The sequence below is a fragment of the Vibrio sp. EJY3 genome, assembly GCF_000241385.1.
GTDB lineage: Bacteria > Pseudomonadota > Gammaproteobacteria > Enterobacterales > Vibrionaceae > Vibrio > Vibrio natriegens.
The window spans coordinates 14,431-36,301 of sequence record NC_016614.1 but is presented as its reverse complement, the minus strand read 5'-3'; the positions used below and the strand labels follow the sequence as shown (position 1 = coordinate 36,301).

Sequence of the window (21,871 nt, the reverse complement as noted above, 5' to 3'; positions counted from 1 at the left end):
TTCATTTTGATTTTTCTTTAAGTGCGTAAACGATAAATACTGCTTCTGCAGAATATTTTTAGATTATTGACTCAAGATTGTATTTCACGTGCAACAGCGTACGAGTTTTATTTAACTTCTCTCAAGTGACTCGAAAAACGCTTTGATTTTTTTTGACGAAAAAAAACTCTCTGAAATGCTAAACGTGATGCTTTTGCAGGTGGTGCCGGACTTTGGCGTAAGAGCAGATTGTGTTTGTGATAGAACATGAATCTAAGGATAGAGAGAAGTTATGATTCGATTTAACCTATGTGCCGCAGGCGTTGCTTTGGCATTATCCGGAGCGACTGTCGCTGCTCCAACTGCACCAAGTATTGATCTGTACGGTTCCAACAACCTTCAGTTTTCTAAAATTGAATTGGCCATGGAAACCACATCCGGTTACCACAATATGGTGACCTACCATGACCAAGCAAAGATTGCGGTGACATTCAACCAGTGGAGCGGCTCGACGGGCGACACATACAACATCTACTTTGATGGTACCCAAGTTGCCACTGGCGCCATTACCAGTAGCCAAACCACCGCCAACTTCGAATATGGTCAAGGCGGTTTGTATCAAATGGAGATCGAAGCGTGTGATGAAACAGGTTGTGCGAGAAGTGCCCCGGCTGAAATTACCATCGCTGACACTGATGGCTCGCACTTAAAACCGCTTACGATGAATGTGGATCCAAACAACAAATCTTACAGCACAGACCCTAGCGTGGTGATGGGGACTTACTTTGTTGAGTGGGGCATTTATGGCCGTAACTACACCGTAGACAATATTCCGGCAGACAACCTAACCCACATCCTTTACGGCTTCATCCCAATTTGTGGCCCTAATGAATCCGTTAAATCCGTTGGCGGGAATAGCTTTAACGCGTTGCAAACCGCCTGTAACGGCGTACCTGATTATGAAGTCGTTATCCATGATCCATGGGCTGCGTACCAAAAGAGCTTCCCACAAGCCGGTCATGAATACAGCACTCCGATCAAGGGTAACTACGCAATGCTGATGGCCTTGAAACAACGTAACCCTGAGCTGAAAATCATCCCATCGATTGGTGGTTGGACTCTGTCTGATCCATTCTTTGATTTCGTCGATAAAGCCAATCGAGACACCTTTGTGGCTTCCGTTAAAAAATTCCTCAACACATGGAAATTTTACGATGGCGTCGATATTGACTGGGAATTCCCTGGCGGCGGCGGTGCAGCGACAGACCGAGGCGACCCCATCAACGATGGCCCCGCATATGTTGCTCTAATGCGTGAACTGCGTGCAATGTTGGATGAGTTAGAGGCAGAGACAGGCCGAACATACGAACTCACTTCAGCCATTGGTGTGGGTTACGACAAGATCGAAGACGTTGACTACGCGGACGCGGTCCAATATATGGATTACATTTTCGCGATGACCTACGACTTCTATGGCGGGTGGAACAACGTACCAGGGCATCAGACCGCCCTTTACTGCGGGTCGTTCATGCGCCCTGGTCAGTGTGATGGCAGTGGTGTTGATGAAAACGGCGAACCGTTCAAAGGGCCAGCCTATACTGCAGACAACGGTATCCAGCTTCTTCTCGCCCAAGGCGTCCCTGCCAATAAGCTCGTACTCGGTACTGCTATGTACGGTCGTGGCTGGGAAGGGGTAACACCGGACACCCTAACCGATCCAAATGATCCAATGACAGGTACTGCAACAGGCAAGCTAAAAGGCAGTACTACACAAGGTGTCTGGGAAGCTGGCGTTATCGATTACAAAGGCATTAAGTCATTCATGCTTGGAGCGAATAGCACTGGGATCAACGGCTTTGAATACGGTTACGATGATCTGGCAGAAGCGCCGTGGGTATGGAACCGCTCAACGGGCGAGCTGATTACTTTTGATGACCACCGTTCCGTACTAGCAAAAGGCAACTACGCTAAAACGCTTGGGCTTGCGGGTCTATTCTCCTGGGAGATTGATGCAGATAACGGCGATATCCTCAATGCCATGCACGAAGGTATGTCTGGTGCGGTTATTGAGCAGCCAAACCGCGCTCCAACAGCAACCGCTGGCGCAGATCAATCCGTAGCAGGTCCTACAACCGTGACGCTAAATGGCAGCCAGTCCACCGATTCTGACGGTACGATCGCCAGCTACGCTTGGGAGCAAATATCTGGTACAGCAGTAACCCTGACCGGAGCAAATAGTGCAAACGCAAGCTTCGATGTGGCTGAAGTAACCGCAGAAGAACAACTGACGTTCAAACTTACAGTAACAGATAACGAAGGTGCAACCGCTTCTGATCTTGTTGTGGTCACCGTGAAGCCAGCAGGCGTTATCGAACCACCTCAAAACACAGTGCCAGTTGCACAAATCACCGCTCCAGCAACAGCGAATGCAGGTGAGGTTGTGGTCATAGACGCGTCGGGATCTAGCGACGCAGACAACGACACACTCACGTTTAGCTGGACGCTACCACAAGGTTTAAACGCGACCGTTGAAGGTGCGAAAGTGACCTTTACTGCTGCTGAGTACTCCCAGGATACCAGCCTAAACTTCACGGTGAGTGTGAGTGACGGTGAAGCATCCGCGACCGCAAGTACAACCATAGTCGTTGCACAATACACCACAGATCCAAATACGGGCACATGTGATAACGCTTGGGATTCATATGCGGTTTACACAGGGGGTGATCAAGTGACGCATGCTGGCAGTACTTGGGAGGCGAAGTGGTGGACTCGCGGCGAGGACCCAACAACGACAGGTGAATGGGGTGTTTGGAAACAAGTAGGCACAGCGAGCTGCAACTAAGCCGCACTAACCAAGCTACTTTCTACAAAGCTAAAGCATAACCATGATGTTTAAAGGACAAGGGCAGCACTCGCTTCCTTGTCCTTTATTTTTATAAAACCACTACGCTTTAGATTCGATTAAGCGGTCAAAACTTTGAAATACTTGCTCGCACTTCATGACTCGGCCATGGCCTTGACCTTGCGTGGTGACTAACTCAACATTGGCGATGTCCTCCGCCGCTTTTGCTGAGATACTGTGTTTAGTGAACTTGTCTTGCTCATCGTGAACAATAATCGTCACTGACTCACGCTCAGAAAGGCGTTTTAGCGGGTCAATTGACTGTAACGGGTAATCAAACTGCGCTTCCACTTCTGATACCACTGCATGAAACAGCTTCATGGAATAGCCTGAGCGCGCAATACTACCAAACAGGTTTTCTACATAGTTTAGAACAGGCGCGATGAGCAAAAATGGCTTGTTCTCCAGTTTGCTGTGACGACATTCCAGTGCAGAAGCGGTACCCATACTGTGACCAATTACTCCCGCAATGTCATCAACCGAATCCAACACATCTTCAAGACCACGAATAAAACCGGGAATGTGACCATACTGACCTTCACTCTCACCGTGAGCAGGATGGTCGTAAGCCAGTGCGGTAAAGCCTTTCGCGGCGATATGTTCCATCAGAGGAAAAAACTGGCTCGCGGTTCCCGACCAACCGTGAGTCAGAACCCAAATAGGGCCAGTTCCAAGTGAGTAGGTTTTAATCACGCCATCAAACCCTTGGATCTCCCCTTTGACCAAACCTTCAGGCTCTGCATTTTTCGGTTTAGTACGCACTGGCGTCAAAAGGAGCTTTCTTGCAGTACTTTTGGCGTGTGACGGTGCCAGAGTGTGATGTAGGCGGGTACTGATATTAACCAAGCTACGTTTAACGCTAAAACGCTGCGAAGTATTAAAGTAAATTTTGTCGCTCATGATCTTTCCCTTAACTAGCAGCACAAAATAGAACGGTCGTGCTTTTTGTGCTGATAAGAAAGAGCGAACTCTGTCGCCCTCTCTAATATATTGAATGTGTTTGTGTTTTAACTGACTCGAAACCGGATACTTACGCTTTCCAACGAGCAAACAAGTTATCTATCCCTTGCCAGAACAGTCTCTGACTCTCTGCCTCGCCTTTAATCGAATAAAACACATGCGCGCTTAGATACTGCCCGTACAAATCAAAGGTTGCCTGCTTGGTGTCTAAATCACTTGAGAACTCACGATTATCTTTTCCTTTCGCGATTTGTATTTCTAAGTAGTTCAACCATGTATTGATCGATTTTCTCAATGCCACTTGTAATGGACAATCATCCGCTGCAGTATCGTTCCAGGCATCAAGAAACATACAACTACCCTGAAAAGAGTGGTTCCAAGTCATCCATGAATCTAACAACCCACGAATTTTTCTCTCTATATGGTCATCCCCTAGCTCCCGAACAGGTTCTATCACCCGAGAAGTAAAGACTTGATTCGCGTGCTCGAGTACCGAAAGCTGCAAGTTCAGCTTAGAGTTAAAATGAGCAAACAGGCCACTTTTCGACATCCCACACAGCTTTGCCAGTTCACCAATGGTAAGGCTTTCCAGCCCCTCTTCACTGGCAATCTCAAAGGCTCGTTGCAGAATAAACTCTTTCGTTACTTTTCCTTTTTTCATAACAGTATTTTTAGCACGGTCGTTCTTTTATGCAAGGTTTAGTGTTCTGGTCTAACCATTCATTGGCAAGAACAATTGCAACGATCGGTATATTGAGTTCCGTGATAGGTATATAAATGAGAAGCTTGAACCACGTCTGAATTTAAAACATTACCTGTCACCAAGAGAGCATGAGTTGATTTCTTCACGTACACCGTTATTCGGGAACTGTTACTTTCGCTGAATAGTTTTATGTTCAGGTAAGTAATTTATGACAACCAAAAAGAAGATCGCCAGTTTAGAATTTGCCCGAATCATCGCCATGTTGGCGATAATTGGTCTTCACTGTCAAATGGCTCTCACATACTGGCAATGGGGCGAGGTGCCCTGGGTCGGGTACATTATTAACCAGATGTCTCGATTTGCGGTTCCTTTATTTTTCCTTATTTCGGGCTATTTGATTCAGCCCAAACTCAGTACCAATCCAATTAAAACACTGAAGAGCTACGCCAAACCGTTAATCAGGATCTGGCTAGTGTGGAGTGTAATTTGCCTAGTCGTACCGTTCCGATGGCAAACTGTCTCTGAAGCGGGTTATTTAGCAGAGCGACAAGGTTACTGGGATTATCTGATGCAATCCCCGATTAACTCATTGCTAGAAGGGGGCTTGGTTCACTTGTGGTTCCTGCCGGCACTCCTGATAGCCGTGACACTTATCGCTTTTCTGGTCAAAGCTGGGCAGTCACGACTCCTACTTCCTATCGCTTTATTGTTTTACGTATATGGAGTTTTAGCAGGAAGTTACTCTACATTAACTGAACTGCCAGCTCCCTTTTTTACTCGCAATGGCCCTTTCTTTAGTACATTACTGGTTGTACTGGGTTATCTGGCCAGAGAGAAACAATGGCAATGGTCTAGCAGCAAAGCCTTATTCCTGATGGTGATTGGTTTGGGGCTTCACTTTGCAGAAGCCAATCGACTGATGCAACACAACGTTATGTTTAACACTCATGATTTCTTATTTGGGACCGTTATTTGGTCACTTGGTATTTTCATGTGGCTACTTGCTAACCCCAATTTTGGCAATATGTCATGGGTGCACAAGTGGTCACCGAGCATATTAGGAATCTACGTTAGCCACCTACTGGTGGTAATTATCATGATGAATGTAGCAGGCATTCTCCTATTACAAGGTTTAGTTAAAGATGTTTTCATTTACTCAACCACCATTGTCGCCACATTGCTTTTAGTCAAAAGTATTGAGGCTTCACCACTAAGAAAACTATTACTTAGATAAATCAATAAAATGCGTGTCATAGCTTGCTCTGACACGTTCGTTGGAGCAAGCCAAACAAAAATGAGAGTGATTTCTCACTGGCTAAAATTTTAGCGCTATGAGCCTCAATAATTTTGTCGATACTCACAAAAAACATTGAGCATTTCCTTTAGATTTACCCAATAAATAAAACACTGCTCATTTAACGGAGGCTGTATGTGGGCATCTCAAGGAGTCACTCCTTTTTTAGAAATAAGCCATTGGCTGACTTACGGTTTGTATGCCGCAGCGATTTTATGTTGCGTAGCGGGTATCGTGTCACTAAGAAAATAGTGGCATAACGCCCGGTTCCTACCGTTAATTCGAGCTTTCTCACAACTAACCTCTTAATTTATGGCTAATATTTCTCCAACAAGACAAGGGAGAAATGTCTATGCCAATTTACCCAATTGTAGCTTTCTGCTGTTTGTTATTCTCAAGCTCCAGCATGGCTGCGGTCACCAGCGAGCTCAACCTAGTTAATTCTACCGTTGGCTATACCGCCCTGGTTCTGTTTTCTATTGCTTACGCTCTGGTTATGCTGGAAGAGTATCTCAAGATGAGAAAATCCAAACCTGTACTTCTCGCAGCAGGGTTAATTTGGATTCTGATCGGGTACACCTTTACTCAACACAACCAACAGGATGTCGCTAAAGCTGCGTTAGAGCACAACTTGCTTGAATACGCAGAATTGCTGCTATTTCTATTAGTGGCGATGACTTACATCAACGCCATGGAAGAGCGAAGACTCTTTGACTCTTTACAAGCGTGGATGGTGGGTAAGGGTTTCGGCTTTAAAAAGCTGTTTTGGCTGACAGGTTTCCTCGCATTCATTATTTCACCCATCGCGGATAACTTAACGACGGCACTGTTGATGTGTGCTGTAGTAATGAAAGTCTCTGGCGACAACCCAAAATTCGTCAATCTGGCTTGTATCAATATCGTCATCGCCGCCAACGCGGGCGGTGCATTCAGCCCTTTTGGTGATATTACAACGTTAATGGTCTGGCAAGCGGGTCACGTCAGATTTTCTGAATTTCTTCCTCTGTTTATCCCTTCTTTGGTCAACTATTTAGTCCCAGCCTTTTTGATGTCGCTGTTTGTACCAAACACCAAACCCAATACCAAACATGAGCACGTGGAGCTGAAACGCGGAGCAAGACGCATTGTTCTGTTATTCATACTGACCATCGCTACCGCCGTCTCTTTCCATGCCGTGCTGCACTTCCCTCCTGTGATAGGCATGATGATGGGCTTGGCTTACCTGCAATTTTTTGGCTATTTCCTACGTCGGACACTCAAGCAGTCTTTAGCGAAAAAAACGGCCATCGCGATTGCGAATGGCGACGAGCAGGCTCTGAAACGTATCGGTTCCGTCGTGCCGTTTGATGTGTTCCATCGTGTGTCACGTGCGGAGTGGGATACCTTACTCTTCTTCTACGGAGTCGTAATGTGCGTTGGTGGGCTTAGCTTGCTTGGCTATTTAGAGCTGGTTTCTCATGTGATGTACACCGAATGGAATCCAATGTGGGCGAACGTAATGGTCGGCATACTTTCAGCCATCGTGGATAACATTCCAGTGATGTTTGCCGTATTAACTATGCAGCCAGATATGTCTGTCGGCAACTGGCTTCTGGTCACACTCACTGCGGGTGTCGGTGGTAGTTTACTCTCTATCGGTTCGGCCGCTGGCGTCGCGTTAATGGGAGCAGCACGTGGTCAATACACTTTCTTTGGTCACTTAAAGTGGACACCGGTGATTGCTCTGGGTTACGCCACCAGCATCGCTGCACATGTCTGGATGAACGGTGGCTTGTTTCAGTAACGCTATCTGTCTGATGGATGGTTCACGCCATCCATCACTTCAATATCACCTAGATCGTATGGATTGACACCATCAAGGCACCCGACATTGTAACCATATTCAGTAGGGTCTGAGCGACGCTGGTGATGGGTATAAATACCGCATTCGCTGCAGAAGTAATGTTTTGCGGTAAGGGTATTGAACTGATAAAGCTTAAGCTTTTCTTCTCCTTTAACAATTCGAATGCCACTTAGGGGGACAGAAGCCACAATAGCACCACGCCGGCGGCACATAGAGCAATCACATCGTCTTGGTTTTTCAATGCCATTAGGTAATGAAAGCTCTAGTTCTACTGCTCCACAATGACAACTCAGCCTGTGCAAAGCGTTAATTTCAGTTGGTCCAACTCGCTTTATCATGATTTTCCTTTCTTTTTCTAGCTCAACTTTACAACGTGTACATTATGTTAAACAGGCTAACAAAAATTCAATGTTTGTTGAAAACTCGACATTGGTCACTTTTCAAGACATTTTATGCGCAAGTAACCCAGACTTAAGCGGTTTCAGTGACAATTGGGAGGCTAACAATGGCGTGTTTTTCTGAAGTATTGCCAACCTCCCTAGCTCACGCAGCAGCATAACGTCATCAGGTTATATCAATACTATTGCAAATATTTTGGTGGCCACTTTGGCGACCGCATCCCCGACTCCAGCTGCCAATGTGGCTGGAAGGGTTTAAACCAAGGAAAAACTTTTATGGATAAAGATCATAGCTTTAGAGAGAACCTCTTGGCTCTGACGCTTGGCAGTGCGTTGGTGTCTTTGGGGGTTATTATTTTCAGCAAAGTTGGACTACTGACTGGCGGCACGGCAGGTTTAGCGATATTCCTCACCAAAGTGAGTGATTTCAGTTTTGGTCAAATCTTTTTCGCACTCAACCTCCCGTTCTACATTCTTTCTGTAACACGTATGGGCTGGCGATTTTCCATCAATACCTTTATTGCGGTGACGATTGTCTCTTTCGCGGTAGACCATCTGCATCAAGTGATTGAAATTTCGAGAATCAATATGGTGTATGCGGCACTTCTGGGTGGTGGACTGATCGGTATCGGAATGTTGGTTATCTTTCGCCATAAGATGAGCCTTGGCGGCTTTAACATTCTGGCGCTGTATCTACAGGAACGCTTCGGAATCCGGGCGGGTAAAGTACAGATGGCGTTGGATTGTGCCATTGTCATCATGTCTCTGTTTATCGTGGATGTTTACATCATCGCTCTATCTGTAATGGGGGCTGTGATTATCAACCTGATTCTTGCCATGAATCATAAACCTGGCCGTTACCAACCCAAACCTCAGGAAGCATAATCGCCAGATAATGCCTGAAGAAATAGAAAAAGCCCCGAGCCAACGTCTCGGGGCTTTTTTATACTCAATAAAAGTAAGTAAGCTTAAGTTCGGTTCAGTCTGAGAACACTCTCATCTCAATCAAAGAGGCTTGCCCTGCTCCAAAGCCAGTAACCTCTGCTTACGCTCAACGCCACCCGCATAGCCGGTCAATTTCCCACTTTTACCAATGACACGATGACAGGGAACGACGATAGAAATTGGATTTTTCCCGTTGGCCAACCCTACGGCACGCACGGCCTTAGGATTGCCTATTGCGTCTGCAAGCTGTTGATAGCTCCAGGTTTCTCCGTAAGGAATGGTTGTTAGTGCATGCCAGACCTGGTTTTGAAAATCCGTCCCCGTGGCCGCCAAGGGAAGATCAAACTCGTTCCTTAACCCAGAAAAGTATTCCCCTAACTGAACAACGGCCTGATGCAAGATTGGCTGGCGATCATCTCGTTCACCCAAATCATCCGGTTTTGTTGTACAGGTTTCAAACCAAATACCAAGTAAGCCGTCAGAGTTAGCTTGGATCGTCACGGTGCCTAACGGGCTGGGCATTTCGGTATAGATTGTTTTCATGATTGATTCCATAAATGAAAAGTTGCGTAACTTCCCCAAGGTGACGCGGTATGGCTATTGAGAGACGGGAAGCGCTGCATTGCCTTTTTTACGACTAAGTCGTTATGCAAAAAACAGTCAGGGTTAGACTCTCCCCGAAGCTCGGCATAACTCACCGTCCAGGGCCCAATACCTTTAAGTTTTAACCATTGCTGTGGTTCCGCTTGTGGATTATCCAACATATATTGTGCAAAGGTCACTAACGTATTCTTTCGACTCTGAGGCATGCGTAAAAAACTCACGTCCGCATTCACGATGTCAATTGGCTCAGGAAAATAACGCACTTCTCCTTCTGCACTGAGTTTATCTACCAGCAGATTCAACTGGCCAATCGCCGCTTTAACCGAAACTTGCTGGCCTAAAATTGCCCGAACGCCCGCTTCCCATGTACTCCACACGCCAGGAATCCGAATACCACTACTCTTTACAACCCCAGGGGCAACATAACTGAGATGCCGCTCTATCGTGCAAATATCAGCGTCAAGATCAAACATTCGGCGAACACTGGTCACCAAATTCTGTAATTTGGCGACATCTTCAATTTCGAAGTCCAGTTCGAGATGGCTTTCACCTTTCGTCGCTTTAAACCACGCTTTGCTTCCTGAGACACAAACCGTACGGCTGTAACTGTTTTCCGTCAGCACTTCCACGCCTTCGATCGCCCTTAAACGATAAAAGTCCAACATATGCTGCCAATTAAATTCGCCGCGAAACGGTAACACGATCCGATTCGTTTCCATTGTTTCAAACTCATTACGCCTAACCTGAGACGGTGTCAATTTGAGAAACTTTTGAAAAGCATCATTAAACCGGCGCGTGCTGTTAAAACCTGCGGCAAAGCCCACTTCGGTAACAGACATCGAACTCGAATGCAGTAACTGTTTAGCAAACATCAATTGCTGATATTGAGCATATTGCTTGGGCGACATACCTAGGTACTGTTCGAACAACATTCTCAAATAACGATCAGATATTCCTACACGCTCTGCTAGTTCACACACCGAATGATGATGCAACTCGCCCTTATCAATCATAGAGATAGCGCGTTGAAACGTGGTTTCTACGCCTCTCCAGGCCCACGAACCAGGCGCACTATCCGGTCGGCAGCGCAAACAAGGGCGATAACCTGCCTTAATAGCCTGAGTTTTGTCCGTAAAATATTCGACATTCTCTTCTTTCGGTAAGTTAGCTGGACATATTGGTCGGCAGAAAATACCGGTTGTTTTAACACCAATATAAAATCGACCATCAAAACGGCTATCACGTGACATACGCGCTTTCTGACACTGCTCAAACGTCAATGACGTGTAGGGGTGTATAAGCATGATGCTGTCCTTGCTTGCACAATCTTAACGAGCAGTTCATCTGCTCAATGGGCTATATGCTCATTGTAGAACGAGGTGTTTACTGAGGTTAGCCATTTTCGGAACTCAATATTGAGAATAGTTGGCATTAGCGTATTTCTACACTAAAGTTAAGACCAGAACATCACAACAACGTCGGCTAAAAGGGAATTGGTATGGACTTACACACATGCGTAATTGTGCTTAGAAACCAAAAGGTTATTACGAGTAAATCCGTTGATCATTCTATCGGAATAATTGAGCGAGACTCAAATAACGAGATTTCAGAAATTCAAATCAATACTACCGATGGGGGTAATATTAGGACTTATCACTACAACAATGTAGAGGAGTCGCTTGAAAGTTTGATGAATCTCTAATTCTTGTTCCCGAGGAAGCCTCCTCCCTCATTAATATCGAAAAAATAGAGCACACGCCCCCGTGCTCTATTTTTTTGTTCTAGTTTCATAGATTTATCACCAAAGTTAATCCCCCCTCTCTTTCGAAAAAAATGACATAGTGATTAAGAAACCTCGATTTTTTCAGGAAAAACAAACACCGAATACAATCTTAATAAACTGATTTAAAAGGCAAAAAACTACTAGTTCGAATTTATTGAACTAGAGCATCAAATAACCCCAATTTTTTATCGTATAAACCCGACCTAAACTGTACTCAACAGCAAGGGAGAATGGACTCCCGCTCAAAAAACATCGTATGAGGACAGAATCATGAAAGCACTTCTACAAAAAATTACCGCATCAAACGCAGGTTTCAGCACGCTGGCACTTCGCATTCCTATCGGCATCATCTTTATGGCACACGGCTCTCAGAAGCTATTTGGCTGGTTTGGTGGCTACGGACTGGAAGGCACTGGTCAGTGGATGGCATCGATTGGCTTAGGTCCTGGTGTTTTAATGGCTTTCTTAGCAGGTAGTGGTGAGTTCTTTGGTGGTTTGTTTATTCTATTAGGCTTACTGACTCGACCAGCAGCGACCGTACTTTCTTTTACCATGCTTATCGCTATTTTTTCGGTTCACTTCGAGAACGGTCTGTTCCTGGCAAACAACGGTTATGAGTTTGGATTAGCACTGTTAGCAGCGAGCGTTTCTCTGATTTTCTCAGGTGCTGGTAAAGCTGGTCTGGATAACCTTTTAAACAAGAAGCTTTCTTAATTTCCCTTCCTGGACGTACGGTTCAGAGTGCAGTTCCACTCTGAACCCCATATCTGAACACGAATACTGAGGAAACACAGATGATCACAGTGCGACACGCAAAAGATCGAGGAAGAGCTGATTTTGGCTGGCTGGACAGTAAGCATACTTTTTCTTTTGGCAGCTACTACGATCCTCAACACATGGGCTTTTCTGATCTCCGTGTGATCAACGACGACATCGTCCAACCAGGCGCTGGCTTTGACACTCATGGTCATCGAGACATGGAGATCATCAGCTATGTACTTGAGGGCGTAATTGCTCACAAAGACAGTGAAGGTAATGTGCAGAAATTACCCTCGGGTGAATTTCAGTTAATGTCGGCAGGTAAGGGGATCTACCACAGCGAATTTAACGCTTCGGAAACCAACCCTCTGCGTTTTCTTCAAATCTGGATACAGCCAAACTCATTTGGAAACAAACCGGGTTATCAACAAAAGAATTTTGGCCAGCACAGCGGACTCACGCCCATTGCGACGCCAACAGGTGAAAATGGCACCCTACACATCAAACAGGATGCGCGTTTATACCAGTTGATTTTAGACCCAAACCAAGAACTGACGTTTAGTGTTGAGCAAAGCAGAAACCTTTATGTTCATCAGGTTCGAAGCACGCTTGATGTCGACAGCACAACATTGGCTGAAGGTGATGGTGCGAAGATTGAGCAGCAAAACAGCGTCACATTTCGTAATCACTCCACGGCACAGACTCTCGCACTGGTGTTTGACTTAGCGTAATCCCAGTTTTGATAAAAAAGCCCCTGATATCACATCAGGGGCTTTTACTTTGTGTTCATTTCACAGCAAATGATGGCTTATTCGTCAGACGCACCTGATCCAATTTGCTGCAAGCTGTATGCGGTAAGGGGATCAACCTGCTTCACTATCTCTTCAACCTGCTTAATCGCCTCTACAGACGAGCTGGCTTTGCGATAGCTCAAGTAAATAGGGCGATGCCAGTCTTCCACTCCAGACACCTTGTAGAGCTGCCCATTAGCAATAAATGGCTCAACAAGAGATATCGGTAGGTAGGCGGCCCCACCCTTTTCTAGAATAAAGTCCAGTGCAATACGCGCAGTTGAGGTCCGTAAGAACGGCGCCGGGATTTTCGGGTGGCGCTCGGAATGCTCAGAAGCAAAACGGGTGCCCCAGTCAACGTATACGTATTTTTTATCAAATACCGTATCTAGCGAATCTTGTTCGGTCGATACCAGAACAAGCACAACATCAGCCACTTTTTTACAGTTCAGCTCATCCGCTTTTATCTGGTCAAAGGCAAATGCCATGTCCAGAGTACGCTCTAAAAGACTACGGCTGAGCATTTCGCGCCCCATGACTTCCGCCATAAAGCCATAGCCGCCGAAAGAATCGGTGACCACACTCAAACAGTTCTGTAGATACGCATCCCAAATATTCGGGGTGCCACCTAAGGTAAGTTGCAGCGCTTTACCATCATCGAGTGACAGTTCCAGCTTGGCTTGCTGCAATGTGGTGACCATCACCTCAGCGTAACTAATTAATCGCTCACCCGCAGACGTTAGCTTTATGTTATTGCGATCACGAATAAACAATTGAGTATCGAAATAACTTTCCAGTTGCTTGATGCGAGCGCTGACCGCTGCTTGGGTAATATACAAGTTCTCAGCAGCACGTCCAAAGTGACGAACCCTTGCCAGCTCTAAAAATGTTCGAAAGACCTTTACATCCATAAACCATCTCCTGGTTAATATCAAACCAGATTAACAACTATTTAAAATCATGACGATAAAAAAAATTTGTTTTTCTTTTGTTAGGTTTGCGCCTAATTTTCGCCTTAGTTCATTACATTCATCAATAACGGTTACAGAGGCTGTTGACATGTCTGACACTGAATTCCGTCATGGCAAAAAACGATTTTACGATAACGTAAAATTCCCACGCGGATTTGCAAAGTCTGGTGATTTTACTCTTGCAGAAGAGGAAATTCTAACAATTTATGGGGATACAATGCTTGGTCTGGAAACAGGCGAGTTAACACCGGAAAACAGCGAAGAGAAACACTTCGTTAAGGTGTTAGAACACCCAGGCAAAGCAAAAACCAAAATTGAGCGTACGTGGTTAAAATACACGCAACTCGCTCGTGGTCGCAAGCGCTTCCATACGCTAAACGGACGCAACAAGCCGGATGCAACGGAAGACTACACGGAAGAGAGTTTGGTTGAAGACGATTAATTAACCAGTATAACTATCTAATAGATAGTTAAGTCGAAGACTTAGACAAGCGTTCATTCGCCTTAAGATTGAACGTTTGTGATTTGTTTCTTCTCCTAAAGCCCAAGGTCGCGTTCTCCCGAGGGCTTTATTTGTTCATAAAACCGTGTTGGTTTACTTGGCAAGCATGGCAATCTTTTTCAAAAAACTCTCCTTCAAGTGTTCCTGATCGTATTCAAGATTGTAGGTATTGTGGAAACCAATCTTTAACTCCACACCGTTGCCTCTCAAAAATACGTTGTAGCCATCATAGTCAGAAAACGCCTCAACCCCTTCATAGATCTTCCCAAACTCAGTTGGGGTACCATTGTTCATCACATTTTCGTATGCCGATAATACTTTGCTTGGATCTAATTCGTTTTTCATAGCGAGTTCCTCACCAATACACACGCCTTAATTATGGATAAGGAACTGACACCTTGCCATTATCGAGCTTATCTGAAATCAAAACATTCTCATATCTGCCGATGCTTGTGACTTTTCTGCGTCACGGCCGTATTTCCACACGATGAAAAACTTAATTTCAGCCATGAAATTTACCTCAATACACTCTAAGCTAATAAGAAGTAAAAAACGGCATACTGGTCCTTTTTAGTGTTATTTGAAGGCTCATTTGTTGATAAAAACAACAACGCTCAAAGAAAAAGCAAATTTTTGACCTAAAACAATAGCAGTTGCCGACAACTTATTTTATAATGCGAATTAATGTTTCAGAACATCTTAAATTCAATTACTAGGGGCACAAAATGAGACTTATCCCGTTAACTCAAGCAGCACAAGTAGGTAAGTGGGCAGCAGCACACATCGCAAAACGCATCAACGATTTCCAACCTACTGCTGAACGTCCATTCGTTCTGGGTCTACCTACTGGTGGCACTCCTCTAGCAACTTACAACGCATTGATTGAACTGCATAAAGCGGGTGAAGTCAGCTTTAAGCACGTTGTGACTTTCAACATGGATGAATACATCGGCATCCCAGCCGATCACCCTGAATCATACCGTTCATTCATGTACAGCAATTTCTTCAACCACATTGATATCCAAGAAGAAAATATCAACTTGCTGAACGGCAATACTGACGACCACGATGCTGAATGCAAACGCTATGAAGATAAGATCAAATCTTACGGTAAGATTAATTTGTTCATGGGCGGTGTGGGTAACGACGGTCACATTGCGTTCAACGAGCCAGCATCTTCGCTTTCTTCTCGCACTCGAATCAAAACTCTGACGGAAGACACTCGTATCGCGAACTCTCGTTTCTTTGACGGCGACATCAACCAAGTTCCAAAATACGCTCTGACTATCGGCGTTGGCACACTTCTGGATTCTGAAGAAGTAATGATTCTGGTAACAGGCCACAACAAAGCACTTGCTCTTGAAGCTGCGGTAGAAGGCTGCGTTAACCACCTATGGACAGTCTCAGCACTTCAACTGCATCCGAAAGCCGTGATCGTATGTGACGAGCCTTCTCAGCAAGAGCTAAAAGTGAAGACAGTAAAATACTTCTCTGAACTAGAAGCAGAAAACATCAAAGGCTTCTAATCGCAGCGCAATTTTTAGCCCACGCTAGAAATACAAAACCCGTGATCACTCACGGGTTTTTTGTTTATCGTTTAATACGCTTTGATACCAAACTGACGTAACCGTTGGGGTAATACCTCATCTAACCTTTCGAGTTCACTAGCATCAACTTCAATCAAGTTGAATTGGTGTTGCTCATAAACAGCACGGATTGTCTCTCGGTCATCTTGGCTAATCTCACCATGATCACTTCCCCAAAACTGCAAATAGACTTTGCCAGTTGGCAAATAGAAATCACTGGTGACATCCTGCTCAATCGGCAGTTGGCGTTCGTAGGCATGTACCACTCCAGCCAAATAGAGCCAGTTATCAATTAACAGCTCACCTTTCGAGCGCACATAATGTCCGTCTAAAGTGCGGTGTTTGGCTTCAAATTTTTGACGAAAACTAGAAAAAGATTTGTCCGTCGAGTGAGACTCCGCATCCTGACCTAAAAACTCGACCACAGACTGCTTCAAGCGCTTGTTTTTCAGAACGACTTCGTGCCAGACAACAAAAGAATGTTGAGATTCCTTGTCAATTCTCTGCTTTCCTCCGGCTCGAACCCCCGTGGCAGTCACGTTCCAGCCTGCCTCTGATTTATTGATCCAACCCAGTTCGCTCAATAGTTGATTAATACGCTTCGGGTTTAAGTTGAGCTTATCCCCTAGTTGCGTCGCACTGAATGTTTTACCGATCGTTGAAGAGAGTTCAATATGCAGTGTGGTTGGCCACACGATGAATTGACCAAATTTGGCATGTTCGACATATTCTCCGCCGAATTTAGCCCCCTCTTCCGTCAACAGCCATTTGTCGTCTTGACGTGTGATATAACCCGCTCGCTGAAGATCGGCGAACAATAGCTTGGCTTCTACATTACGCATTTTTGCTAATGCTGACGTCGATACTTTTTCAGACATGTTTTACCTCTGGCTGCTGGTCAATTAGTTGAATATTAACTTATTGATTTTATTACTTGAAGTGACACCTATGACAAACCTCTTGGGCAATCAATAAACCATAACTCTCACTCATCTTCTTGCAGAGCTTTCTATATAAACGCCAAGGTGTTATACCTATATATAACACTAACTTGGCCAAAAGGTTTCATCATGAAACATTGGCATGATCGTCAGCCAATTTTTCGTCAGTTGGCGGACCTGCTCACTCAGCAAATCCTGCAAGGAACTTGGAAGGAGGGCGAGGCTTTGCCTTCTGTTCGTAGTGTCGCTGCTGATATGAAAATTAACCACCTGACTGTCATGAAAGGCTACCAACTCTTGGTTGAACAAGGCGTCGTAGAAAAGAAACTCGGTCAGGGTATGTTTGTCTCATCTGGCGCGAAACAACGATTACTCGCCACAGAAAAAAAACGCTTCCTTAATGAGCAAATTCCTCAGATAGCCGACACGTTAAAGCATCTGGATATGTCTCTCGATGAACTTATCCTGCAACTCAAATTACAAATTAAAGGTGACCAATGAACGCAACCGTCAGTGTAAAGCACCTCTCCAAACACTATAGCCAACAAGGAGAAACACTACACGATATCAGTTTTGACTTGCATCCTGGTCAGGTGCTCGGCTTACTCGGTCACAATGGCGCTGGTAAATCAACGTTAATTAACGCGCTGCTCGGCGCTCATGAATATAAAGGCACGATTCTCATCAACGGCTATGAGCCCGTCATGCAACGCCACAAAATCATGCAGCACTTGTCGTATATCTCAGATGTGAATGTGTTACCAGACTGGATGACAGTCGAACAGCTGCTGGCCTATACCGAGGGGGTTCACCCAGGTTTTGATCGTCATAAAGCCGATGCCATACTTCACCAAACTGATATCAAAGCAAAGTCTCGCATTCGAGCGTTGTCAAAAGGGATGAAAGTACAGTTGCATCTGGCGATAGTCATCGCGACTAATACGCAAATTCTGATCCTTGATGAGCCAACTCTCGGTTTAGACTTAGTTTATCGAGATACATTTTATCGTCATCTACTGGAATGGTTTCACGATGGTGAACGCATATTGATCATCGCCAGCCATGAAGTGGCCGAAATCGAACACCTGTTAACGGATGTCCTGATCCTCAAGCACGGTCATTCTGTTTTGCAAACATCGATGGATAAAATCCATGAAGACTACTTCATTCTTGATGCACAAGATCAATACCATCGACAAATTGAAGCGATGCATCCTCTCTCTTCCCAAAAAGGGCTTGGTACAACGAAGTGGTTACTCCCCGCAAGGTACGCCGCACAAGTCGATGGTATAGGTGACATTCACGGTGTCACGCTTGCTGATCTGTTTCTCGCGTTGCAAAAAGGGGTAGCTTAATGCGTTCTATAATGACGATGTTAAATAAAGAATGGCTAGAAAACCCACTCGTGTCTCGGGTGCCATTTTTTATGTTTGTCTGTGGGACCTTGTTGTTTATCGGTTTAATGAGCAACTCGAACCTTCAGCAAAATTTCTTCTTCCAAATGAGTGTCGGCGGTGATGCCAACGGTATCCAAAAACAGCTGGGGGAAGAGTTAAGTTCTCTCATTGCGGGAGGTGCAGGCTTACTTTCCATTCTACTTGGTACCCAATATTTTCCGAGAACGCTACGCAAAGAGCGTTCAGAAGGCAGTATCATGTTCTGGCGTAGTATGCCGATCAGCGATGTTCAGACGCACGTCGTCAAGCTCGTCTTTGGACTGTTAGTGATACCTTTAGTGTGTTCTGCCTTGGTGATCATTGCCGATTTTATGTTGTGGTCACTCAACGTATCCACCAATCATCAAATCGGTTTCTTGTATCGCTACTCATCAGTAGGCTATGTCTTACTGCATTGGAGTGAGTTTCTGTTAAGGATGGGGTTGGCTGGTTTTCTGCTGCTACCTTTGGCTTTAACCACCATGGTTATCTCACAGAAAGTAAACTCACCGCTGGTGATCTTATTTATCGCCATTTATGCGCTGCGCTGGATGCCGATCGCTTTGTTTGGTTATTACGGAGTGGATCAGTTCTTTTCTGAGATATTCACCCTGCCTTTCCACGCGATCATCGCGCCAAATCCACTGGATGCAGTAGCTGAAGTTGGAAAAACTAATCTCGGAATTTATGTCTTTATTGGCTTATTAGCCTGGGCAGCATGCCTGAGAGTCAGCCGAACCATTCAATAACGGTCGAAGTTCAACGCTGAACTCAAAAACAAAAAATGGTCACAACTTTCGTTGTGACCATTTTTTTTCACTTCTCTTTTCTCTTAGCCAAGAAACGAGATATATCCTTGCAGGATGACTAAGTTGACGATATCGATAAAGAAAGCCCCCACAATCGGCACGACCATAAATGCCTGAGGTGACGGACCATAACGGTTAACGATAGAGCCCATATTCATGACCGCTGTTGGCGTGGCACCCAAGCCAAAACCACAGTGTCCACCAGCAATGACGGCAGCATCGTAATTACGCCCCATGACTTTAAACGTCACATAGTAGGTAAAGATTGCCAGTACCGCAGACTGCACAGCCAGAATCACCAAAAATGGAATCGCCAAATCGAAGATATTCCACAGTTTCAGACTCATTAATGCCATCGCCAGGAACAGGGATAGCGACACCGTGCCGAGCATATCGACCGTTTCTGCATCCAACTTGCGAATTTTGGTCACTTCGAGGAAGTTGGTCACAATCACGCCAATAAACAGGGCATACACAAAATCAGGAATCATCAGCCATGAGATTTCAAACGTATTTACCCATTGCTCTAAATATTTAGCGCCAGTGACACAAATCAGTAAAAAGAACAGCTTCTCAACCACTTTTTTAGCGGTCACTTTGTCTTCTTCATACTCGTTGTAGGTGACTAATTCTGGGAATTTTTCATGCGTTTTTGCGCTGCGACCATATTCCGATTCAATACCATGCTTATCCACCAGACGCTCAGCCATCGGGCTGCCGATAATACCGCCGATGATCAAACCAAATGTGGCCGACGCCATCGCGATTTCCAAAACGTTATTTAATCCATATACGTCCTGAAAAGTTTGAGACCAGGCCGCGCCAGTTCCATGTCCGCCAGAAAGCGTGATAGAGCCAGCAATCAGCCCCATTAGTGGGTCCAAGCCCAGTGCTGCTGCGAGTGAGACGCCCACGCCATTTTGGATGATGATGTAGAATGAAGCCACAGCCAGGAAGATGAAAACCTTAGCGCCACCTTTCATCAATTGGGTGTAATTTGCCGCTAAGCCGACGGTTGAAAAAAACATCAGCATAAACGTGTTTTGTAATGGAAGATCGAACTCTAAATCGATGCCGTAGAAATGAAGTGTCGTAATAATGCAGGCTACGAGAAGACCGCCTACAATCGGCTCCGGTATGTTGAACTTACTTAAAACTGGCAATCTGGCATTCACGAAATGCCCTAGAAATAGCACACTGATCGCAACCATGAAGGACTCCAGAGCCCCGATAGATATTATATGATTCATATCACCTCTTATTGTTGTCCTCTTCATCCTCCATAATGATTGAGTGTTAATTTAACCGTATTCCAATAGCAAATATTCTCACTGATGTGTTCAAAAATATTCTAAAGATCATGCAAATGCGCGATAGACTCTATGAGAGCGCATTAAAATGTAAGCAGAAAGGGGACTTGTTATCGAGTAGTTTACTTACTCTGACTCATGGATATTTAAATGAGCCGAATCCAGAGAAACTCTCAAGCAACAACAAAAATGTTCGCTATAACGGAGACAGATTATAGCATATCAGCAAAAACTGTCTTTATTTCAATAACATTCATGCAATCTATGACTTACAGTCAAACCTATTCATCATGCACGATTGCTCTATCGAAAATATAAAATGAAATAAGCTAGAATCAACATCGCTGACACAACGTATAACAAAGTGTATTCAAAACGGTATTCTCAGCAGAAATGTAAGGAGCAGCTATGGCAAAACTCACCATATTTTATGATGGTACCTGTCCGCTTTGTGCCAAAGAGATGAGAGCGTTGACAAAGCGCGATACGCATCAACATATCCGCATCGTCGATATTTATAGTGAAGCATTCTCTGCTTACCCACAAATCGATGCCGCCAAAGCAAATACCATACTCCACGCTTTGGACGACTGCGGTAATTTAATGCTTGGATTGGACGTCACCTATCGAGCCTGGCAGCTGGTGGGTAGAGGTTGGCTGTATGCACCATTACGTTGGCCCTTGATTAGACCGGTTGCCGACTGGCTGTATATAAAATTCGCCAACAATAGATACCGCATCTCTTACTGGCTCACTGGCACATCGCGCTGTGGCACCGATCAATGCTCAAGATAATACGAACATGTTATCGCTTGGGCTATAATGCCTGCCCCAAACACCACTAGAGAACCACTCATGATCATTATGACAACCAATTTCGGTGATATAGAAATTGAACTGAATACCGAAAAAGCCCCCGTAAGCTCAAGAAACTTTAAAAGATACTGTGAAGACGGCTTTTATAACGGTACGATTTTTCATCGTGTCATTAAGGGATTTATGATCCAAGGTGGTGGCCATACTGAAGACATGGCAGAGAAACCCACCCGATCACCTATTGCAAATGAAGCAAATCGCGGCTTAAAAAATACTATTGGTACTATTGCAATGGCTCGCACCGATGCACCACATTCCGCCACGGCACAGTTTTTCATTAACCTGGAAGATAACGACTTCCTCGACCACACCGCAACGACAAATCTCGGTTGGGGCTACGCAGTATTTGGCAAAGTTTCCGCCGGTATGGATGTTGTCAATCGCATCGCAGATGTGAAGACAACCTCTAAACTCGGTCATGATGACGTTCCTTGCGATCCGATTATTATCGAGAAAGTGACCGTCAGGGACTAAACCTCC

General features: G+C 45.0%; 23 protein-coding genes. 14 read left to right on the top strand and 9 right to left on the bottom strand.

The features are described 5' to 3' along the window. Positions 1–271: 271 nt before the first annotated feature. A complete protein-coding gene (locus VEJY3_RS16065) occupies positions 272–2,821 on the top strand; it encodes a glycosyl hydrolase family 18 protein (protein WP_014233457.1) in 2,550 nt (849 codons plus the stop codon). A 102-nt stretch (positions 2,822–2,923) separates the two neighbouring features. Here the strand turns inward: VEJY3_RS16065 and VEJY3_RS16060 are convergent, their stop codons facing one another. Both VEJY3_RS16060 and VEJY3_RS16055 read right to left on the bottom strand, forming a co-directional pair. Further along, on the bottom strand, positions 2,924–3,781 hold the full coding sequence (locus tag VEJY3_RS16060) for an alpha/beta hydrolase (RefSeq protein ID WP_014233456.1): 858 nt from the start codon (positions 3,779–3,781) through the stop codon (positions 2,924–2,926). 130 nt (positions 3,782–3,911) lie between these two features. After that, a complete protein-coding gene (locus tag VEJY3_RS16055) occupies positions 3,912–4,502 on the bottom strand; it encodes a TetR/AcrR family transcriptional regulator (protein WP_014233455.1) in 591 nt (196 codons plus the stop codon). A gap of 250 nt (positions 4,503–4,752) precedes the next feature. Here VEJY3_RS16055 and VEJY3_RS16050 point away from each other — a divergent pair, with 250 nt between their 5' ends. Continuing rightward, entirely contained in the window at positions 4,753–5,778 is a 1,026-nt protein-coding gene (locus tag VEJY3_RS16050; protein WP_014233454.1) for an acyltransferase, read from the top strand. A gap of 412 nt (positions 5,779–6,190) precedes the next feature. Next, complete coding sequence (nhaD, locus tag VEJY3_RS16045; RefSeq protein ID WP_014233453.1) at positions 6,191–7,621, top strand: sodium:proton antiporter NhaD; 1,431 nt, start codon at positions 6,191–6,193, stop codon at positions 7,619–7,621. Positions 7,622–7,623: 2 nt separating this feature from the next. Here nhaD and VEJY3_RS16040 read toward each other — a convergent pair whose 3' ends face one another. Beyond that, complete coding sequence (locus tag VEJY3_RS16040) at positions 7,624–8,019, bottom strand: GFA family protein (RefSeq protein ID WP_014233452.1); 396 nt, start codon at positions 8,017–8,019, stop codon at positions 7,624–7,626. Positions 8,020–8,355: 336 nt separating this feature from the next. Between VEJY3_RS16040 and VEJY3_RS16030 the strand changes: the two genes are divergently transcribed. Then, on the top strand, positions 8,356–8,964 hold the full coding sequence (locus tag VEJY3_RS16030; protein WP_014233451.1) for a YitT family protein: 609 nt from the start codon (positions 8,356–8,358) through the stop codon (positions 8,962–8,964). A 120-nt stretch (positions 8,965–9,084) separates the two neighbouring features. Here the strand turns inward: VEJY3_RS16030 and VEJY3_RS16025 are convergent, their stop codons facing one another. Together VEJY3_RS16025 and VEJY3_RS16020 are read right to left on the bottom strand one after the other, a co-directional pair. After that, positions 9,085–9,567: a methylated-DNA--[protein]-cysteine S-methyltransferase gene (locus VEJY3_RS16025; RefSeq protein ID WP_014233450.1), complete on the bottom strand. Its 483-nt coding sequence runs from the start codon at positions 9,565–9,567 to the stop codon at positions 9,085–9,087. Continuing rightward, positions 9,564–10,931 (bottom strand): DNA-3-methyladenine glycosylase 2 family protein, encoded by a 1,368-nt coding sequence (locus VEJY3_RS16020; RefSeq protein ID WP_014233449.1) that lies wholly within the window; start codon positions 10,929–10,931, stop codon positions 9,564–9,566. The genes VEJY3_RS16025 and VEJY3_RS16020 overlap by 4 nt, the downstream gene beginning before the upstream one ends. 194 nt (positions 10,932–11,125) lie before the next feature. Here VEJY3_RS16020 and VEJY3_RS16015 point away from each other — a divergent pair, with 194 nt between their 5' ends. The 3 genes from VEJY3_RS16015 (at position 11,126) to VEJY3_RS16005 (ending at position 12,900) form a co-directional block, all read left to right on the top strand. Next, positions 11,126–11,329 (top strand): hypothetical protein, encoded by a 204-nt coding sequence (locus tag VEJY3_RS16015; protein WP_014233448.1) that lies wholly within the window; start codon positions 11,126–11,128, stop codon positions 11,327–11,329. 351 nt (positions 11,330–11,680) lie between these two features. Beyond that, complete coding sequence (locus tag VEJY3_RS16010; RefSeq protein WP_014233447.1) at positions 11,681–12,124, top strand: DoxX family protein; 444 nt, start codon at positions 11,681–11,683, stop codon at positions 12,122–12,124. Between the two features lie 80 nt (positions 12,125–12,204). Beyond that, the gene (locus VEJY3_RS16005) at positions 12,205–12,900 is read left to right on the top strand and encodes a pirin family protein (protein WP_014233446.1); all 696 of its coding nucleotides are present in this window, start codon (positions 12,205–12,207) and stop codon (positions 12,898–12,900) included. Positions 12,901–12,977: 77 nt separating this feature from the next. Here the strand turns inward: VEJY3_RS16005 and VEJY3_RS16000 are convergent, their stop codons facing one another. Continuing rightward, on the bottom strand, positions 12,978–13,871 hold the full coding sequence (locus VEJY3_RS16000) for a LysR family transcriptional regulator (RefSeq protein WP_014233445.1): 894 nt from the start codon (positions 13,869–13,871) through the stop codon (positions 12,978–12,980). Between the two features lie 148 nt (positions 13,872–14,019). Between VEJY3_RS16000 and VEJY3_RS15995 the strand changes: the two genes are divergently transcribed. Continuing rightward, positions 14,020–14,373: a DUF413 domain-containing protein gene (locus VEJY3_RS15995; RefSeq protein ID WP_014233444.1), complete on the top strand. Its 354-nt coding sequence runs from the start codon at positions 14,020–14,022 to the stop codon at positions 14,371–14,373. A gap of 153 nt (positions 14,374–14,526) precedes the next feature. Here VEJY3_RS15995 and VEJY3_RS15990 read toward each other — a convergent pair whose 3' ends face one another. Then, positions 14,527–14,778 (bottom strand): DUF3081 domain-containing protein, encoded by a 252-nt coding sequence (locus VEJY3_RS15990; RefSeq protein ID WP_014233443.1) that lies wholly within the window; start codon positions 14,776–14,778, stop codon positions 14,527–14,529. A 380-nt stretch (positions 14,779–15,158) separates the two neighbouring features. Between VEJY3_RS15990 and nagB the strand changes: the two genes are divergently transcribed. Beyond that, positions 15,159–15,959, top strand: a complete 801-nt coding sequence (nagB, locus tag VEJY3_RS15985) for a glucosamine-6-phosphate deaminase (protein ID WP_014233442.1) — start codon at positions 15,159–15,161, stop codon at positions 15,957–15,959. A gap of 71 nt (positions 15,960–16,030) precedes the next feature. On the opposite strand, the gene VEJY3_RS15980 is transcribed toward nagB, so the two are convergent. Next, on the bottom strand, positions 16,031–16,897 hold the full coding sequence (locus tag VEJY3_RS15980) for a hypothetical protein (protein ID WP_014233441.1): 867 nt from the start codon (positions 16,895–16,897) through the stop codon (positions 16,031–16,033). Between the two features lie 192 nt (positions 16,898–17,089). On the opposite strand from VEJY3_RS15980, the gene VEJY3_RS15975 reads away from it, so the two are divergent. The 3 genes from VEJY3_RS15975 to VEJY3_RS15965 are packed head-to-tail and all read left to right on the top strand — an operon-like array spanning position 17,090 to position 19,145. Further along, positions 17,090–17,461 carry a GntR family transcriptional regulator gene (locus VEJY3_RS15975; RefSeq protein WP_014233440.1) on the top strand — a complete coding sequence of 124 codons (372 nt, stop codon included), beginning with the start codon at positions 17,090–17,092 and terminating at the stop codon, positions 17,459–17,461. Then, positions 17,458–18,315 (top strand): ABC transporter ATP-binding protein, encoded by an 858-nt coding sequence (locus VEJY3_RS15970; RefSeq protein ID WP_014233439.1) that lies wholly within the window; start codon positions 17,458–17,460, stop codon positions 18,313–18,315. The genes VEJY3_RS15975 and VEJY3_RS15970 overlap by 4 nt, the downstream gene beginning before the upstream one ends. After that, on the top strand, positions 18,315–19,145 hold the full coding sequence (locus VEJY3_RS15965; RefSeq protein ID WP_014233438.1) for a hypothetical protein: 831 nt from the start codon (positions 18,315–18,317) through the stop codon (positions 19,143–19,145). Before VEJY3_RS15970 ends, VEJY3_RS15965 begins: the two co-directional genes overlap by 1 nt. An 83-nt stretch (positions 19,146–19,228) precedes the next feature. On the opposite strand, the gene gltS is transcribed toward VEJY3_RS15965, so the two are convergent. Then, positions 19,229–20,455, bottom strand: coding sequence for a sodium/glutamate symporter (gene gltS / locus VEJY3_RS15960; protein WP_014233437.1), 1,227 nt, complete (start codon positions 20,453–20,455; stop codon positions 19,229–19,231). Positions 20,456–20,923: 468 nt separating this feature from the next. On the opposite strand from gltS, the gene VEJY3_RS15955 reads away from it, so the two are divergent. Beyond that, a complete protein-coding gene (locus tag VEJY3_RS15955; RefSeq protein WP_014233436.1) occupies positions 20,924–21,310 on the top strand; it encodes a thiol-disulfide oxidoreductase DCC family protein in 387 nt (128 codons plus the stop codon). Between the two features lie 60 nt (positions 21,311–21,370). Then, complete coding sequence (locus VEJY3_RS15950; RefSeq protein ID WP_014233435.1) at positions 21,371–21,865, top strand: peptidylprolyl isomerase; 495 nt, start codon at positions 21,371–21,373, stop codon at positions 21,863–21,865. The last annotated feature ends 6 nt before the right edge of the window (positions 21,866–21,871 follow it).

Bases quoted from the DNA above. Each gene is read 5' to 3' on its own strand.
- VEJY3_RS15975 (WP_014233440.1), top strand. From the start codon at position 17,090: ATGAAACATTGGCATGATCGTCAGCCAATTTTTCGTCAGTTGGCGGAC.
- VEJY3_RS16050 (WP_014233454.1), top strand. From the start codon at position 4,753: ATGACAACCAAAAAGAAGATCGCCAGTTTAGAATTTGCCCGAATCATC.
- VEJY3_RS15990 (WP_014233443.1), bottom strand. From the start codon at position 14,778: ATGAAAAACGAATTAGATCCAAGCAAAGTATTATCGGCATACGAAAAT.
- VEJY3_RS15995 (WP_014233444.1), top strand. From the start codon at position 14,020: ATGTCTGACACTGAATTCCGTCATGGCAAAAAACGATTTTACGATAAC.
- VEJY3_RS16000 (WP_014233445.1), bottom strand. From the start codon at position 13,871: ATGGATGTAAAGGTCTTTCGAACATTTTTAGAGCTGGCAAGGGTTCGT.
- nhaD (WP_014233453.1), top strand. From the start codon at position 6,191: ATGCCAATTTACCCAATTGTAGCTTTCTGCTGTTTGTTATTCTCAAGC.
- VEJY3_RS15980 (WP_014233441.1), bottom strand. From the start codon at position 16,897: ATGTCTGAAAAAGTATCGACGTCAGCATTAGCAAAAATGCGTAATGTA.
- VEJY3_RS16065 (WP_014233457.1), top strand. From the start codon at position 272: ATGATTCGATTTAACCTATGTGCCGCAGGCGTTGCTTTGGCATTATCC.
- VEJY3_RS16055 (WP_014233455.1), bottom strand. From the start codon at position 4,502: ATGAAAAAAGGAAAAGTAACGAAAGAGTTTATTCTGCAACGAGCCTTT.
- gltS (WP_014233437.1), bottom strand. From the start codon at position 20,455: ATGAATCATATAATATCTATCGGGGCTCTGGAGTCCTTCATGGTTGCG.
- VEJY3_RS16060 (WP_014233456.1), bottom strand. From the start codon at position 3,781: ATGAGCGACAAAATTTACTTTAATACTTCGCAGCGTTTTAGCGTTAAA.
- VEJY3_RS16025 (WP_014233450.1), bottom strand. From the start codon at position 9,567: ATGAAAACAATCTATACCGAAATGCCCAGCCCGTTAGGCACCGTGACG.
- VEJY3_RS16010 (WP_014233447.1), top strand. From the start codon at position 11,681: ATGAAAGCACTTCTACAAAAAATTACCGCATCAAACGCAGGTTTCAGC.
- VEJY3_RS15970 (WP_014233439.1), top strand. From the start codon at position 17,458: ATGAACGCAACCGTCAGTGTAAAGCACCTCTCCAAACACTATAGCCAA.
- VEJY3_RS16015 (WP_014233448.1), top strand. From the start codon at position 11,126: ATGGACTTACACACATGCGTAATTGTGCTTAGAAACCAAAAGGTTATT.
- VEJY3_RS15955 (WP_014233436.1), top strand. From the start codon at position 20,924: ATGGCAAAACTCACCATATTTTATGATGGTACCTGTCCGCTTTGTGCC.
- VEJY3_RS16030 (WP_014233451.1), top strand. From the start codon at position 8,356: ATGGATAAAGATCATAGCTTTAGAGAGAACCTCTTGGCTCTGACGCTT.
- VEJY3_RS15965 (WP_014233438.1), top strand. From the start codon at position 18,315: ATGCGTTCTATAATGACGATGTTAAATAAAGAATGGCTAGAAAACCCA.
- VEJY3_RS16020 (WP_014233449.1), bottom strand. From the start codon at position 10,931: ATGCTTATACACCCCTACACGTCATTGACGTTTGAGCAGTGTCAGAAA.
- VEJY3_RS16005 (WP_014233446.1), top strand. From the start codon at position 12,205: ATGATCACAGTGCGACACGCAAAAGATCGAGGAAGAGCTGATTTTGGC.
- VEJY3_RS16040 (WP_014233452.1), bottom strand. From the start codon at position 8,019: ATGATAAAGCGAGTTGGACCAACTGAAATTAACGCTTTGCACAGGCTG.
- nagB (WP_014233442.1), top strand. From the start codon at position 15,159: ATGAGACTTATCCCGTTAACTCAAGCAGCACAAGTAGGTAAGTGGGCA.
- VEJY3_RS15950 (WP_014233435.1), top strand. From the start codon at position 21,371: ATGATCATTATGACAACCAATTTCGGTGATATAGAAATTGAACTGAAT.